At 43.2% G+C, this 14,264-nt stretch carries 15 protein-coding genes; 5 read left to right on the top strand and 10 right to left on the bottom strand.

The genetic code is table 11. From position 1 onward, the window contains the following. Positions 1-180: 180 nt before the first annotated feature. Entirely contained in the window at positions 181-900 is a 720-nt protein-coding gene (locus tag RMY00_RS10850; protein WP_322647545.1) for a tetratricopeptide repeat protein, read from the bottom strand. Positions 901-1,389: 489 nt separating this feature from the next. On the opposite strand from RMY00_RS10850, the gene RMY00_RS10855 reads away from it, so the two are divergent. Together RMY00_RS10855 and RMY00_RS10860 are read left to right on the top strand one after the other, a co-directional pair. Beyond that, positions 1,390-1,854, top strand: coding sequence for a hypothetical protein (locus RMY00_RS10855; RefSeq protein ID WP_322647546.1), 465 nt, complete (start codon positions 1,390-1,392; stop codon positions 1,852-1,854). Positions 1,855-1,860: 6 nt separating this feature from the next. Next, positions 1,861-2,418 (top strand): glutathione S-transferase family protein, encoded by a 558-nt coding sequence (locus tag RMY00_RS10860; protein ID WP_322647547.1) that lies wholly within the window; start codon positions 1,861-1,863, stop codon positions 2,416-2,418. A gap of 56 nt (positions 2,419-2,474) precedes the next feature. Here RMY00_RS10860 and RMY00_RS10865 read toward each other — a convergent pair whose 3' ends face one another. The 4 genes from RMY00_RS10865 to RMY00_RS10880 form a co-directional block, all read right to left on the bottom strand. Then, positions 2,475-2,966, bottom strand: a complete 492-nt coding sequence (locus tag RMY00_RS10865; protein ID WP_012411046.1) for a YajQ family cyclic di-GMP-binding protein — start codon at positions 2,964-2,966, stop codon at positions 2,475-2,477. Between the two features lie 99 nt (positions 2,967-3,065). After that, entirely contained in the window at positions 3,066-3,464 is a 399-nt protein-coding gene (locus tag RMY00_RS10870) for an MAPEG family protein (protein ID WP_322647548.1), read from the bottom strand. A 143-nt stretch (positions 3,465-3,607) separates the two neighbouring features. Continuing rightward, positions 3,608-4,111 (bottom strand): hypothetical protein, encoded by a 504-nt coding sequence (locus RMY00_RS10875; RefSeq protein ID WP_041565591.1) that lies wholly within the window; start codon positions 4,109-4,111, stop codon positions 3,608-3,610. Positions 4,112-4,195: 84 nt separating this feature from the next. Then, entirely contained in the window at positions 4,196-4,741 is a 546-nt protein-coding gene (locus tag RMY00_RS10880) for a PadR family transcriptional regulator (RefSeq protein WP_322647549.1), read from the bottom strand. A gap of 95 nt (positions 4,742-4,836) precedes the next feature. Between RMY00_RS10880 and RMY00_RS10885 the strand changes: the two genes are divergently transcribed. Then, on the top strand, positions 4,837-5,355 hold the full coding sequence (locus tag RMY00_RS10885; protein WP_322647550.1) for a DUF4188 domain-containing protein: 519 nt from the start codon (positions 4,837-4,839) through the stop codon (positions 5,353-5,355). A gap of 16 nt (positions 5,356-5,371) precedes the next feature. Here the strand turns inward: RMY00_RS10885 and RMY00_RS10890 are convergent, their stop codons facing one another. Continuing rightward, positions 5,372-6,466 (bottom strand): phosphotransacetylase family protein, encoded by a 1,095-nt coding sequence (locus RMY00_RS10890; protein WP_109010813.1) that lies wholly within the window; start codon positions 6,464-6,466, stop codon positions 5,372-5,374. Between the two features lie 524 nt (positions 6,467-6,990). Between RMY00_RS10890 and RMY00_RS10895 the strand changes: the two genes are divergently transcribed. Further along, positions 6,991-7,596, top strand: a complete 606-nt coding sequence (locus tag RMY00_RS10895; RefSeq protein WP_322647551.1) for a flavin reductase family protein — start codon at positions 6,991-6,993, stop codon at positions 7,594-7,596. A gap of 265 nt (positions 7,597-7,861) precedes the next feature. Continuing rightward, positions 7,862-8,065, top strand: a complete 204-nt coding sequence (locus RMY00_RS10900; RefSeq protein WP_322647552.1) for a hypothetical protein — start codon at positions 7,862-7,864, stop codon at positions 8,063-8,065. Between the two features lie 6 nt (positions 8,066-8,071). Here the strand turns inward: RMY00_RS10900 and RMY00_RS10905 are convergent, their stop codons facing one another. The 4 genes from RMY00_RS10905 to RMY00_RS10920 form a co-directional block, all read right to left on the bottom strand. Then, a complete protein-coding gene (locus RMY00_RS10905) occupies positions 8,072-8,449 on the bottom strand; it encodes a response regulator (RefSeq protein WP_322647553.1) in 378 nt (125 codons plus the stop codon). 118 nt (positions 8,450-8,567) lie between these two features. Further along, positions 8,568-11,939 (bottom strand): PAS domain S-box protein, encoded by a 3,372-nt coding sequence (locus RMY00_RS10910; protein ID WP_322647554.1) that lies wholly within the window; start codon positions 11,937-11,939, stop codon positions 8,568-8,570. A 14-nt stretch (positions 11,940-11,953) separates the two neighbouring features. After that, on the bottom strand, positions 11,954-13,933 hold the full coding sequence (locus RMY00_RS10915) for an ATP-binding protein (RefSeq protein WP_322647555.1): 1,980 nt from the start codon (positions 13,931-13,933) through the stop codon (positions 11,954-11,956). After that, positions 13,920-14,234 carry a hypothetical protein gene (locus RMY00_RS10920; RefSeq protein ID WP_322647556.1) on the bottom strand — a complete coding sequence of 105 codons (315 nt, stop codon included), beginning with the start codon at positions 14,232-14,234 and terminating at the stop codon, positions 13,920-13,922. Before RMY00_RS10920 ends, RMY00_RS10915 begins: the two co-directional genes overlap by 14 nt. Between the last annotated feature and the right edge of the window lie 30 nt (positions 14,235-14,264).

The raw sequence follows: 14,264 nt of genomic DNA on the forward strand, positions 1-14,264 counted from the left end.
ACGTATAAGCCGGGTGTTAAATTTATATTATTGCTAATAAATAATGGTTAATAGCTAATTTTTGAATAGCTATGTAGCTATCATCTATTAGTCATGAGCGATACAGCGTCACTATACTCTCATTCAAAGTTTAATAATTTATTTTGAATTTTGAATCCCCCAGAAGAACTAATCTACCAATTAAGACGCTGATTCAGATAGCAGCTCGTTTAGCCAATTTTCGAGTTGTAAACGCAAGCGACAACCAGTAATATCCTTACTGTTGTCGAGAGAAGGCAGTTGAGTGAGGGCGCGACGATAATCAGCGATCGCACAATTCCAGTCGCCCCAAAGATGGTAAGTTCTGCCGCGTTCAGCCCAGATATTACCTTCTAGTTGACCAAAAAGCAGTGCTACCTCAAAATTCTCAATTGCCTCTTCATATTGCCCCAAATCACGCCAGGTAATGCCTCGGTTTATCCACGCCCGGACATGGCGAGGATTGAAATCAATCGCTTGATCGTAATCGGCAAGTGCTGCTGCTAATTCTCCACAAGCTGCGTAGTAATTTGCCCGATTATTATAAGCACTAGCCAGATAAGGATTAAGTTTGAGGGCGGTATTATAGTCGTCAAGCGCTTTTTGCGTTTCACCACTTTGGAAATAAATTAGCCCGCGATTGTTGTAATCAATGGCATTATGGGGATGGCGAGAAATTAGTTGGCTTAAAAGTGCGATCGCTTCAGTATAATTTCCTTGTTGAGCCGACCTTAAAGCACAAGAGCGTAAATAGCGATCACCAAAAGTAGATTCGCTGCGATCGCTTGTCCTCTCCTCTTGTACTTTATCTGTATTATTTAGCGCGTTATTATATTGCTTGCTTTGCTGCTCACCGTCAGCTAAAAATGAGTGAATATTCATCTTTCCCTGCCTTAAATACCTGCTTTTTGAATCAAATTCTAATTTTTTGCAGCTAGTAGTTTTACTACTATGTGTATATTTTTAAGGTATTTATAGTTACTTTAAAGCTATCTCAAGACTGAATTTAAACTACTCACACCTGTAGAAATCTACGCCCTAAATAAACGATTGCTCCTCAAACCTAATCATGGATACTCGATCCCCAAGGTGAATTCCAGAAATAGCAGATGTCAATCTCAAAGACTAGTCAAGTAGTAACAGCGACAAATTGGTAGAATGCCAACAAGCCGTTCATTAAACAGGGGATGAAGAAGCAGGGGAAGCAGGGGAAGCAGGTGAGCAGAGGGGACAAGGTGACAAGGTGACAAAAGTTTAGAGCTTCCAACAAGTCTTTCCCCTTGTCCCCAATTCTCCTTGTCCTCAAGTCCTCTTTCCCATGCCCAATGCCCAATGTCCAAATCCAATTTTTAAATTTTGAGAAATTTTCCGATGACAACCGCAATTTCCTATCCTAATGCCCCAGATTTAGCAACCGATGATTACATTGTTATCGGCTTGGCAACCTGCTTCGTCAAAGAAGATGGAGAAGTTTATCAAATCGAAGTTATAGAACCAATTCCCTCTGCGGCTTTAGAAGCGCTCTTAAAGGGCATCCCTACCTCCTATAAGCTGGCTCATGCCACAACTTTAGGAGCTGTGCTGGATGGCGATTCACAAGTATTGCCAGATGGCTTTCCAGAGACGGCTCAGTTTGGAGAAGAATTTGTGCCGAGGGCATTTGCAGCAGCTCGTACCTACAAGCGTCGTGAATCTGCAAAATCTTTAATTCCCTTAGGTACAAACTACACTGAATTTAAGTATTCTACTGAGCGCAAACGGGTGTTAAATGCCGCTAGAGTTGTCACCAAAGAAGATAACGTTAAACAGCATTCTCACACTCACAAAGTGCTTTAAGTAATTATGCTAAAACTTTACGGTGGCGCTCGTAGTCGAGCCTCAATTGTTCACTGGTTTTTAGAAGAATTAGGAATTTCCTACGAATTTGTCAGGCTTGATATGCAGGCAGGTGAACACCTCAAGCCTGAATATTTGGCAATTAACCCGGTTGGTAAAGTTCCAGCAATTGTTGATGGAGATTTTAAACTTTGGGAATCTGGGGCAATTTTGCTGTATCTTGCCGATAAGTATAGTAAAACTCCACTTTCACTCCAAGAACGTGCTGTATTTTACCAATGGGTTTTATTTGCCAATGCTACCCTTGGCCCAGGGATTTTTGGAGAAGAGAATCGGGAACGGGAAATGCCCCGCTTGTTGACTCCGTTAAATGAAATTTTCAGTAAGCAACCTTTTTTACTTGGCAATGAGTTCACTGTTGCTGATGTGGCAGTAGGGTCTATTTTGAATTACATTCCCATGATACTGAAGCTAGACCTCAGCCCTTATCCAGCAGTTTTGAACTATATGAAGCAATTATCTGAGCGTCCGGCATTTCAAAGAAGTATTGGCGGACGGACTTAAAATAATTCGTAATTCGTAATTCGTAATTAAATTTTTAACTACGAATTACGAATCTTTTAACGGTAATTTGTAAATTGCAAAGCAACTGGGTAGTCTTCTTGTTTTAGACGCTGCATGACAACTTGCAAGTCATCTTTAGATTTGGCAGAAACCCGCACGGCATCACCTTGAATTGAAGCTTGTACCTTTTTGAATTCGTCCCGAATCAATTTGGAAATTTGTTTGGCAATTTCCTGACTGATGCCTTTTTTGAGTTTGATTTCTTGACGCACGCGATTACCACTGGCTGATTCAACTTTGCCAAAATCAAAGATTTTCTGGGATAGGTTACGCTTGGCGGCTTTTTCTCGCAGAATGGTGTGTACAGAATCTAAGGTAAACTCGCTGTCAGTACTAACGTTAATGCTTTCTTCAACTAACTCGACAGTAGTTTCAGTATCTTTGAGGTCGTAACGACCTTTGATGTCTCGGATAACTTGATCGACAGCGTTAACCAACTCTTGTCGGTCAAAGTCGCTCACAATGTCAAAAGAAAAAGTAGAAGCCATAAAACATTTTGGATTTTAGATTTTGGACTTCGACTTCGCTCAGTCGAACGATTTTGGATTGGGAAAAGTTTTCCCCACTCCCTACTCTCCATGCCCCAATTAACTAGTAGCTTGGATGATGCTCAATAAGATGAGAGTGGCACAGCTAAGGATGCCAATGCCAAACATCAGCGATCGCAAAAGGGGTATATTCAAAATATAAAAAATTGAGTATAGCAAACGGGCTACCACAAAGGCGATCGCAGCTATTTGGGCTGTAAAAGAATTTACACCAGTTACATAAGCCATCAATGCTGCTGCGGCAAACACCATAAACGCTTCAAAGGTGTTCTGATGTGCCCAAGTAGCTCGTTGTGCATAAGGTGGCAATTTATCAAACATAGCGCGAGGAGTAGAAAAACTTTCATACCCAATACGCACACGGGCATAAGCTACTAGCAAAAATGGCACGTAAATTAGAACGACAGCAGCAGCGATCGAGTACAAAAAAATTATCATTACTTATTAGTCATTGGTTATTAGTCATCAGTGAGCCAGCGCGGTCTTGGGGGTTTCCCCCATGAGTGACTGGCGAACCCGTAAGGGCCATCAGTCATCAGTCATTAGTCAAATACAAATGACAAAGGACAAATGACAAATGACTAATCAAAGTAAAAAAGCGTCACCACTTTTCTTTGTTCTTCTGCATCCTGACAAGTTTGTAACAGGGTGCGACTGTCGTGAAACGCAAAGCAGATTAGTTGCTGGCAACGGGAGACAATCTCTTTGTTGCACAAGTAACTAGCTTCAGCAAGAGACAGATTATCATTACTGGGATTTTCGACTAGATGCATTACCTGTTCTAGTTGCTGGCGCGATTCCAAAGGCTGGCGTTCCAGGCTTTGGGGTAGAATCACTGTCAACAAATTTGCATCCGCCCGTGTTGCTCCCTTAATGGCAGCTGAATTTGTACCTGTAGCACCAGAAGTAATGATTCGATTACCCGATAAAACTAGGGCGTATGTCATCATTTCAATAAGATTCTGATGCGTAATCGGGACATGACGAGAACCCAGCAAGGCGATTCTTTTAGAACCCGTTTGCTGGATTGTCGCTAGTTCTTGCGCTAATGTATCTAGGTTAATAAGGTCTGTTGATTGGCTCAAAGATGGAGATAATCACATTAAACGACCCAGATATTCTACCAAACAGCGTGTAGATACGAGGAAAACTTGAATTAAACATTGTTACTAATTTTCAATTGTTTGGTTCAGTAACTCTCTTACTTGGTTACACCAGGCTAGCCAATGTGTTTCGTAACTAATGCCATTTAGGAGAGTCAAATACTGAAATTTGCCTGATTCTGGCAGTTCTTGCGGATTCTGAAAGTAAAGCTGTTCTAATTGCTTGTACGTAGACAATTTTTTTAGATGGGCTTCTTGGTGATGTTCTAACTCTGCCAAGATAGTTTGCTTATGAACAATATGACCAGCAAAAATTTTTACCAGTAAATCATCTTTAATCGGTGTGGGTTCACAAGGTTGAGCAATCCACTCTTTGAGGTGCTGTTCTCCTAAGTCTGTAACGCTGTAGAGTCTTTTATCTGGTCGTCCTGCTTGAAGAATCGACTCGGAACTAATCAATCCTTGATCTTCTAGCTTCGCCAACTCTCGATAAATCTGCTGGTGACTTGCTGACCAGAAAAAGCCTACAGAGCCATCGAATCGCTTTGCCAAATCATACCCACTACAGGGTGCATCAACCAGAGCAGCTAATATTGCGTGCGCTAATGCCATATTTTTTAATTTACCACTTGACTTATGCAACTAATTGCATAACAATATTTATATGCAATTAGTTGCATATTAACTTAAACAACAAGGAGTGAGAGATGCCTCAAGTAATACCGGGACGATTTACAGCCGAGATTGATGAACCCTTTGTTGTGTTTCTGATTGGGATGCGAATTAATAAATTATTCGCTTTTTCCAAATGGATTCCCACAGCCAGGGCAATGTCGCCCATGCTACAAAGCCTTAATCAGAATCCTGAAAAAGGGTTTTTAGGGGGAGAAACTTTTGTTTACTGGCGAGGGGTAGGACTGATTCAGTATTGGCGCTCGTTCGAGGATTTGGAGCGTTTTGCCAGAAATCCAGCCGATGCACATTTAAAAGCTTGGCAAAGGTTTAATCAAGCCATTGGTGCTGATGGCAGTGTCGGCATTTGGCACGAAACTTATTTAATAGAACCGGGAAGATATGAGGCAGTTTATGGAAATATGCCTGTCTTTGGATTAGCTGCTGCAACTAAGCACGTCCCAGCTATGGGGCGCAAAGAAACAGCTCGCCGTCGCCTGGGAGGTGACGGTGAGCCGGCTGTACCCTCACCAGCAATACAGCCTTCTAACTGATAACTGAGCAATGAATCTAAGACAATGCCGTTGCCGGAGTTAAACCTAATTTGGATAACAAGCGGTCAATGTCAAAATGCTCGGACATCAACTTACGAATATACTGAACCTTTATCGGCTCGTGGACACGGACTTGACCAAAAGTGCGGTCAACAATTTCTACAGTAGTTAGGGTATCTAAGTCAACAGACAAAATGGGGATTTCTAGGTCTTCAGCGCGACTGAGAATGAACGGTGGGGGTGGTAGTTGCCCGGTGAGAATTAAACATTGGGTAGAAGTTTCCAAAGCCGCTTGCTGAATTTCCACGCGATCGCCTCCTGTTACCACTGCCATATTCCGACGTTTGCGGAAATATTTCACAGCAGAGTTGACATTCATCGCTCCAATTGCTAAACTTTCAACCAACAAATCCATGCGATCGTTACGACAGAGAACATCAGCCTTTAACTGTTTGACCAGTTCGCCAACACTGACACTGCGGAGCAAATCGCTATTAGGTAGCATTGCTAACACTGGAATCCCCTGCTGTTCCAAAAACGGGCGCAAGAGAGTATCAACTGCTTCTAGTTGGGTGACAGGGATATCATTGATCACAACTCCAATCAAGCGATCGCCCACACGCCCTTTAGCAGCCAATAGCGACTCAACCGAAAGCAGCGACTTATAGCGGGCTACTAACAGCACGCCAGCATCCAATACTTCAGCAATTTGCAGCAAAGACAAGTCAAACAAATTGCCTTCGGACAAATCACCAGGCCCCTCCAGTAACACCAAATCTCCTTGAGATTTATGCAAATATTGCTGTATTAAGGACTGCTGATAATCGGTTTTGTCTTCCCCTCGCAAGCGTTTTTGCACATTTAGTTCATCCAAAGCCAGCATTGTAGGTGCAACACGGTTTTCCGGCAAATTGAGGCTAAGAGCGATGAATTGGACATCTTCCTCAATCACGGTTCCACTGGACGAATTCAAACATGTACCAAGCGGTTTACCGTAGGTAATATCCAGTCCTTTTTGCTGTAGCTGATGAGACAAACCCAGAACAGTTGCAGATTTACCGCTATAAGTCTCGGTTGATCCAATCAGCAAATATTTAGGGGATTTTGGCACACATGCACTCCTAATTTCAAAAGTCAGAAGAACCCAGCTAGGTGTTTTCTAATTCTAGTTCCTTCTGGCAAAAGCCTCAGCTCTCACAAATTAAGGTTTCCCAGAATTACCTTCTGATTGAACAAGCAGGGGCGCGGGGGAGGTTTTTGAGGAAAGAGGGTTCTTGTTCAGTAATTCTTCTCTCAAGAACAGCTTTTCTTTTTTAATTGTCTGGCTCAACCAAGAAATTCCTTAACCCAACGGTATTGCACCTTATCTCCCTCTCCCGTTGCCCTATAATCATCAATTTGGGTCAAATAAATAGCTGGCAAAAAAAGCTGCGATCGCAGTAGATGATTTCCCCAATTCTTCTTTTACGGCAATCTAGCCAATAAACCGTAGTATTGTAGCTGAGTATGAACATCTCACATTTAGCTAAAAAAAGTAAGTTGCAGTAACGAAAATTGCCCATAACTCAGGTAAAAAGCTTCTCTTCGGCAAGATCAAGTTTTGAAAAACTGTAGTGTTTAGTGAGGAAAACCTCAATGATTATCGATCCCTCCCAGAACGACCCACGGAATACTTATCAATTACTTGTAGGTTCAGTGGTTCCCCGACCGATCGCTTGGGTGTCAACGATCGCTAGCGATGGTACGCCCAATGTTGCACCTTTCAGTTTTTTTATGGGCGTGACAGCTAACCCACCGACTCTAGCCATCTCCACAGGTCTCAAACGTGGTGTTAAAAAAGATACTTTATTTAATGTAGAGCAGTCGGGTGAACTAGTGGTCAACATAGTTGTTGAAGAATTGGGAGAACAGATGAACACCACTAGTGGTGACTTTCCACCAGATGTAGACGAATTTCAAGTAGCAGGACTAACTCCTGCTCCCTCAAAGCGGGTGCGTCCGCCACGAGTTGCTGAATCACCGATTAATATTGAGTGTGTGCTGAAGCAGGTAGTTTACGTAGGAAATGAAGGTAGCCAATCGGCATTAATTATTGCTGAGGCGGTGCTGTGGCATATTCGGGACGATTTACTTACACCACAAAACACAATTGATGTCGCAAAGTTGCACGCGATTGGTCGCCTGTCGGGTAACTGGTATACCCGCACCCAGGATTTGTATGAAATTACTCGCCCGGCTTAAAGTATTAGTTGATGCAAAAGCTAATACCAATTCGCAATGGGCAACTCTTGGAGACGCTAAAAGCGAACGCCCCGCTTCGCTGTTTTCATACCCGCAGGGCTGTACGCAATTAAAAAACTTAGATACAGCAATGCTTTCAAGGTTCACATCTGTATCAGATTTTTCGTGAAATGGTATAAGTTGTAGAAATTGAAAATTTCTGGAAAAGTATCCTGCTGGGGAGAGAGATTTTAATAGGCTAATTTGAGTGATAGCGATTTGATCGGTGTTATATCATGTCCGCCTAATTAGTTATAATTCCCGCATATATACAAAAAATAGGAAAACTTCTTTCCCCCTGCTCCCCTGCGATTTTAATGATAAGTCTTTCACCGAACACGATATTAATCTCATTAGTATCGACCCGACTAAATCAGATGCGATCGCCTCCGACACACTAGAAGCGAAAGCAGGTGAAAAGCATTCATAATTTTCATCAAAAGCCCAACACCTGCATTGATTTTTCAAGTACTTCTTTGGGGCGAAATGGTTTAGTTAGATATAAATCTGCACCAACTTCTATTCCTTTTTGTTTATCAAATTCCTGTCCCTTCGCTGTCAAGATCACGATATAAATATCAGTCAATTGTAGTTCGTGTTTAACAATATGACAGACTTGCAGACCATTCATTTTAGGCATCATCACATCGAGAAAAACCAAGTTTGGTTTTTCAGTTTTAATAGTTTCGAGAGCTTCTTCTCCATTTCGAGCCGTTAGAAGTTCAACACCCTCGTCTTCTAATGCTTCTAAGGCTTGTTCCATCAAAATTAAGATATTAGGTTCATCGTCAACAATTAGAATTTTCTGGTTCATAGGGATTGGGAATTGGGGATTAGGGATTGGGGATTGCAGATTGGGGATTGGGGATTAGAGATTGCGGATTAGAAGAATTCCTTCCCAGTTCCTAGTCCCCAACCCCCAGCCTCAACGATTACTGTTCAGACAGCATAATAAAAAATACATTTTCTAACTCTTTCTCAAAGCGTAGGGTTTTCACCAAATCGGCTTCTTGAGAGAAGATAGAATCAATGATGATCATGTCAGGTTTAGCTGACAAGGCTTTATAAATGCATTCTTGCGGATTGGAGGCTTCAATCACACTGTATCCCTGAGTTTGCAGTACATCTGATAAGGTTTTTAAAGCTGATGCATTTTTATCTACAACCAATACTTTTTTATTAGAAGTACCCTGGTAAAGCAGTGAGCCAATTTCGTTGAGGAGTTTTTCTGTGTCAATGGGCTTAGTGAGATAGCGATCAATACCAATATGGTAGCCTCGTTCTTTGTTTTCAATAATCGACAGAATGATGATTGGAATGTCTGCGGTCTGAGGATCATTTTTGAGGACGGCTGCTACATCGAAGCCGTTGATTTGGGGCATCATTACGTCCAAAAGAATCAAATCGGGACGGGCTATTTTGATTTGATGAATTGCATCCATACCGTCCTTTCCTTCACGAACATTGTAGCCTTCGTTTTCCAATTGTTGACGCAGCAGTTCCCGAATATTAGCGTCATCATCTACAACCAAAATGGTTTTACGGTTTTGGTTTAGCACAAGGTTTTTGGTGATGACGTGTTCTTTAAGTTGTTTGACTAGTGTATCCAAATTCAGATTAGCAGTGGTTTTTTGATCGCTGGCGTAGGTGGGAATGATAAATGAAAATACGCTGCCGTTACCTGGTTCACTCTCAACCCAGATTCTACCGCCGTGATGATCGACGATTTGTTTACAGATAGGCAATCCTAACCCTGTGCCTTTGGGTTTGTCGGTGAGGGTGTCGCCAACTTGGCGGAATTTCTCAAACACTTTCGGCTGATCTTCAGGTGCAATCCCAATGCCTGTGTCGATAACGCTGATGCAAACACCGTCGTTTTCTTGTTTGACGCGACAGGTGACACAACCAGATTCGGTAAACTTAACGGCATTGGAAATTAAGTTGATTAAAACTTGCAGCAAACGATTGCGATCGCCTATTATCTGAGGCAGTTCAGGTTCAATCTCGCTCACAAATTGCAAACCATTGGTTTCAAATAATCCGGCGGTCGAATTGGTTGCCCAATCCAATAATTCGCTAGGATCAATCGGCTGCATCTGCCATTCCACCTTACCTGCTTCCATCTTGGCGATGTCCAAGACATCATTAATCAAAGATGTGAGCCGTTCTGCTTCCGATACAATAATGTTGAGATTGTCAGCCACCCGCTTAATTGTTTTTTGAAGCTTGCGGTCTTCGCTAGAAATCATTGGGAACACATCGGTTTGCAACTTTTCTTGAATAATCGACGCAAAACCGAGGACAGAAGTCAATGGCGTCCGCAGCTCATGAGAAACTGTTGAGATGAAGTCGGTCTTCATCTGGTCGATTTCCTTTTCTGCCGTCACATCTCGAATTAGCAGCGCCGAACCAAAGCAGGCGGCGGGTTCTGAATCTGTCGTCTTTTTGAAAATGGCAGTTGCCACTGCCTGACCAATGCGTTCTTTGGTCAGTGCAACTTCGGCAGAGAACACCTCTTTGGGATAGGACTGAGTTCGTGCAATTAGGTCTGCTAAACCAGATATCGGCAATTCTCGGTAGTGACCGTTGAGGGCGGTAGCTGTTAATCCATGCATAGCTAAAAAAGCAGGATTGAAGTGGGTGATTTTTCCTGCGGTGTCTGCCACTAACAAACCATCTGCTAAGTTATCCAAAATGGCATTTAATCCCTGCGCTTCTGCTAAGGTATTTTGCAGGGCAGCTGTCCGCTCGACAACTCTGGCTTCCAGTTCTTGATTTAGTTGCCGCAGAGCGATTTCTGCTTGTTTGCGAGCAGTAATATCGGTATTGATTTCTAGCATAGCGCAGGGTTGACCGGATAAATCTCGTTGCAAAGTCCAACGGCTCTGAACGGTGATCGGTCTGCCATCGCGCGTCATGTGTTCCAGTTCTCCCTCCCAAGTGCCCTCCCGTAGAAACTCTGATAGAATTTCTTCTAAAGGTTTTGGAAAGGTTGATTTTATAAATGCGTGAATGTATTGGTCTTTCACTTCCTCACGCGTCCAACCGTAGAGTCTTTCGGCACCCTGATTCCAGTGAGAGATTTTGTCGCTCATGTCGCGGACGATAATGGCATCGCTGGAATGATTCAACATATCGAATAAACGTTGATTTTCAGCTTCTGCCTGTTTGCGATCGTGAATATCAGTACAGGTGCCAATCCATTCCCGAATACTGCCGTCTTCTTCCAAGACGGGGGCACCACAGACAGAGAAGTAGCGGTATGTACCATCCTTACCATGCAGTCGATATTCGGTTTGGTAGATACTTCGGTTTGCCACAGCAGCATTCCAAACTTCTATGGAGTTGGCACGGTCATCGGGGTGAATTGGATCGATCCAGCCCCAACCCTCAACTTCAGTTTCACTCTGCCCCGTATAGTCCCTCCAGGTGAGCATTTCACTACTTATTCCTAGCCCTTCCGGGGTAGCTCCCCAGACAATCTGTGAAGTCGCAGTTACTAACGAGCGATATCGTTCTTTTAGACGCTGATTTTCTGCTTCTGCCAGCTTGCGCTCGTTAATATCGGTGCAGGTGCCAATCCACTCCCGGACGCTGCCATCTTCTTCTATAACGGGCGCACCCCACACCCAAAAGTAGCGATAGTTGCCATCCTTGCCACGAATTCGGTATTCAATTTGATACATACTCAGGTTTGCCACAGCAGCACTCCAGACTTCTCCGGTGTAGGCGCGATCGTCGGGATGAACGGCATCAATCCAGCCCCCATTTTCCGCTTCAGCTAGACTTTGACCTGTATAGGCTATCCAGCTTGCCAGTTCAAAACAAATTCCTTGTGGTGTGCTTACCCAGACAATTTGTGTATTAGTAGTTACTAAAGAACGGTATCGGGCTTCACTCTGTTTCAGAATTTGTTCAGTATGTTGGCGTTCCTGCTGAATGCGTCGAAGATCGCTGATATCCTCCACACTAGACCAGATCAGTTGCTCTCCATCTTTCTCAATCATCAGTCCAGAGATCCTGACCGGAACCAGATGCCCGTCTTTGTGGATTAACTCTTTCTCATAGGGGCCGTAGCGACCAGTTTGTTCTAGGTTCTTTAGCGTAGCTTGGTCAGTAGCTGCATAGTTTTCTGGAGTAATTTGCCAGTAGTTGAGATTCAGAGTTTCTAGAACAGTGCGCCCCAAAATGGCAGCATAGGCGGGGTTGATATTAATTAGTGTCCCATCTGTTCGGCATAGTACTAGCCCAACAGGACATAGTTCAAATAGCTGACTATTGTATTCATCAAGTTGATTAAACATGGTTGAAATTTCTTTTAATGGCGTATTTGGGTAGGGTTAGAACAACAGAACCAAGACAACAAAGTGGCGTAAAGCCTTAATGAAATTGGATGGCGTTGGAACATCTGATAAATTTGATCGGGTGATGCACTTTCCACATTTTGATTGTGCTGTGAGAGTCGCTGGATCAATTGAGTATGGCGAATCAACAAATCCGTCGGTTTGAGCATTGGAGTTGTTGATGGAATGAAGCCATCAGTATTGGGAGTATGGGATAATTCTGTTGTGTAAGTTTGCGAGACAGAGGCGCTATTCTGTTCTTCAGTAGCATCCACCAATGCACAATTTAACGGAATCTGAATCCAGAATTCTGTTCCTTCACCCAGTTGAGAACGACATTTGAGCATTCCCCCATGTTTGTCTACAATAATTTGGTAGCTGATTGCCATACCTAACCCGGTTCCCTTACCAATATCTTTTGTGGTGAAGAAAGGATCGTAAATGCGGCGAATTACCTCCTCCTTCATGCCTGGGCCGTTGTCAGCGATACGAATCACAACCCACTGTTGGTCAAGAACTTGGGTACGAATAGTTATTTGGGGATTGGGGGTTAGGGATTGGGAGCTACTTCTGAATCCGGAATTTTCCATATTTTCTTCTAAAGCATCGATGGCATTTGCCAGGATGTTCATAAATACCTGATTCAACTGTCCGGGGTAACATTCAATTAGAGGAAGTTTTGCATAGTCTTTAACGATTTCAATTGCCGGACGATGAACATCTGCTTTCAGGCGATGATGAAGAATCATTAAGGTTCCATCGATGCCATCGTGGATGTTCACGGCTTTCATGTCGGCTTCGTCATGGCGAGAGAAATTTTTCAGAGATTGGACAATTTCTACAATGCGACTTGTGCCCAGTTTCATCGAATCTAACAGTTTGGGAAGATCCTGCATGATAAATTCTAGGTCTATGTTGTCTAACTCTGATTCCAGTTCTGGAGGAGCAACAGGTAGGAACTTTTGATACTTTTCCAACAGGTGCAATAAGTCTTGGGCGTATTCGGCAACATACCTTAAATTGCCGTAAATAAAGTTAACCGGGTTGTTGATTTCGTGGGCAACTCCGGCAATGAGTTGTCCGAGACTGGACATTTTTTCGCTTTGGATCAACTGAGTTTGGGCCAATTGCAACTCATGAAGAGCTTGCTGAAGCTTCTGTGTTTGGGCTTTTGCCTGGAGGGCTGCTTTGGTGCTTTGCTCGTAAAGCAAAGCTTTGTCAATAGCGATCGCACTTTGAGAGGCAAAGATACTCACAAGTTTCAGGTGTTCAGCCATGTATGAGTCTGTTTTGGGCGTTCCAATGGCGATCGCTCCCAGTACCCGCTCCTTGGCTCGCAACGGTACACAAATCATTGCACTAACGTTTTTTTGCCCCTCTAACCGAGGATCGGCTTGCACATCATTGACCAGTTCTGCGCGGTTGGATTGTACAATGTCGCCAATAATTCCCTTACCCGGTTCCGGTTGACTGTGGTCAAAAAACATTCCAAATTCGGCAATGATTTCAAACTCAGTTGCATCTGGACTCAAAAGCAGAATCATCCCCGCAGATGATTCAATTAATTGACTCAATTCTTGAAGCACAAGTTGGGCAATTTGTCGCGTATCTAAACTTGTTGTCAGTTGAGTCGAGATATCCTCAAACAAATCAATTTCTTGGTATCGCTCTAGCAATTCTTTGGCGAGTACTTTCTTCTCAGCTTCCTGCTTTGCCAAAAAGGAGAGCAAAGTCGCAAGTAGAGTTGCCTGTTCTCCCCCAACAACCCAACCGATGATTTCTCCTGACACCTCGATTGGATATCGGTTTTTTGCAGTTTGCTCCCCAATGCTAATCAGTTTCGTGCCGTCTACTAGTTCAATATCAATCGCAATGTTAAACTGGTAAATTAAGTTATGAAGTAGAGATGGCAACTCTTTTTTGTTGAGCATCTTTCTGAGGTTAACTGCGGACATGAAACACCTCATAAGTAGCAACTTGTAAATTGGCTGTATTCAAGTCAACCAGGTTATTAATTTTATCTGCTACCTCTGGGGCTAAGTTTCCAAAGACAGGCATGTTCTTAGTTTTTACCAGTTGCGATCGTGCGGCCTCTCCTATAGAAAAGCAGCCTAAACTGTATTGCAACCCTCTGCCTTCTGCCTCCTGCCTCCTGCTCACTTCACCGTAGCTATCCATACCCCTTCCCTGCGGGACGCTCCGCGAACGGATAAGGAAGCTACGCCTAGCATCTCTAAAAAAGAGAGAAATTGTCATAAAAATCTAGGGATATAATAATTTACTAAT

This window comes from Nostoc sp. ChiVER01, from assembly GCF_034531155.1.
Lineage (GTDB): Bacteria > Cyanobacteriota > Cyanobacteriia > Cyanobacteriales > Nostocaceae > Nostoc.

What these genes read in the sequence shown, in the direction of transcription:
- RMY00_RS10850 (WP_322647545.1), bottom strand. Translation starts at nt 900, where the DNA reads ATGAATATTCACTCATTTTTAGCTGACGGTGAGCAGCAAAGCAAGCAA.
- RMY00_RS10870 (WP_322647548.1), bottom strand. Translation starts at nt 3,464, where the DNA reads ATGATAATTTTTTTGTACTCGATCGCTGCTGCTGTCGTTCTAATTTAC.
- RMY00_RS10885 (WP_322647550.1), top strand. Translation starts at nt 4,837, where the DNA reads ATGCCTCAAGTAATACCGGGACGATTTACAGCCGAGATTGATGAACCC.
- RMY00_RS10895 (WP_322647551.1), top strand. Translation starts at nt 6,991, where the DNA reads ATGATTATCGATCCCTCCCAGAACGACCCACGGAATACTTATCAATTA.
- RMY00_RS10860 (WP_322647547.1), top strand. Translation starts at nt 1,861, where the DNA reads ATGCTAAAACTTTACGGTGGCGCTCGTAGTCGAGCCTCAATTGTTCAC.
- RMY00_RS10865 (WP_012411046.1), bottom strand. Translation starts at nt 2,966, where the DNA reads ATGGCTTCTACTTTTTCTTTTGACATTGTGAGCGACTTTGACCGACAA.
- RMY00_RS10855 (WP_322647546.1), top strand. Translation starts at nt 1,390, where the DNA reads ATGACAACCGCAATTTCCTATCCTAATGCCCCAGATTTAGCAACCGAT.
- RMY00_RS10880 (WP_322647549.1), bottom strand. Translation starts at nt 4,741, where the DNA reads ATGGCATTAGCGCACGCAATATTAGCTGCTCTGGTTGATGCACCCTGT.
- RMY00_RS10910 (WP_322647554.1), bottom strand. Translation starts at nt 11,939, where the DNA reads ATGTTTAATCAACTTGATGAATACAATAGTCAGCTATTTGAACTATGT.
- RMY00_RS10915 (WP_322647555.1), bottom strand. Translation starts at nt 13,933, where the DNA reads ATGTCCGCAGTTAACCTCAGAAAGATGCTCAACAAAAAAGAGTTGCCA.
- RMY00_RS10920 (WP_322647556.1), bottom strand. Translation starts at nt 14,234, where the DNA reads ATGACAATTTCTCTCTTTTTTAGAGATGCTAGGCGTAGCTTCCTTATC.
- RMY00_RS10905 (WP_322647553.1), bottom strand. Translation starts at nt 8,449, where the DNA reads ATGAACCAGAAAATTCTAATTGTTGACGATGAACCTAATATCTTAATT.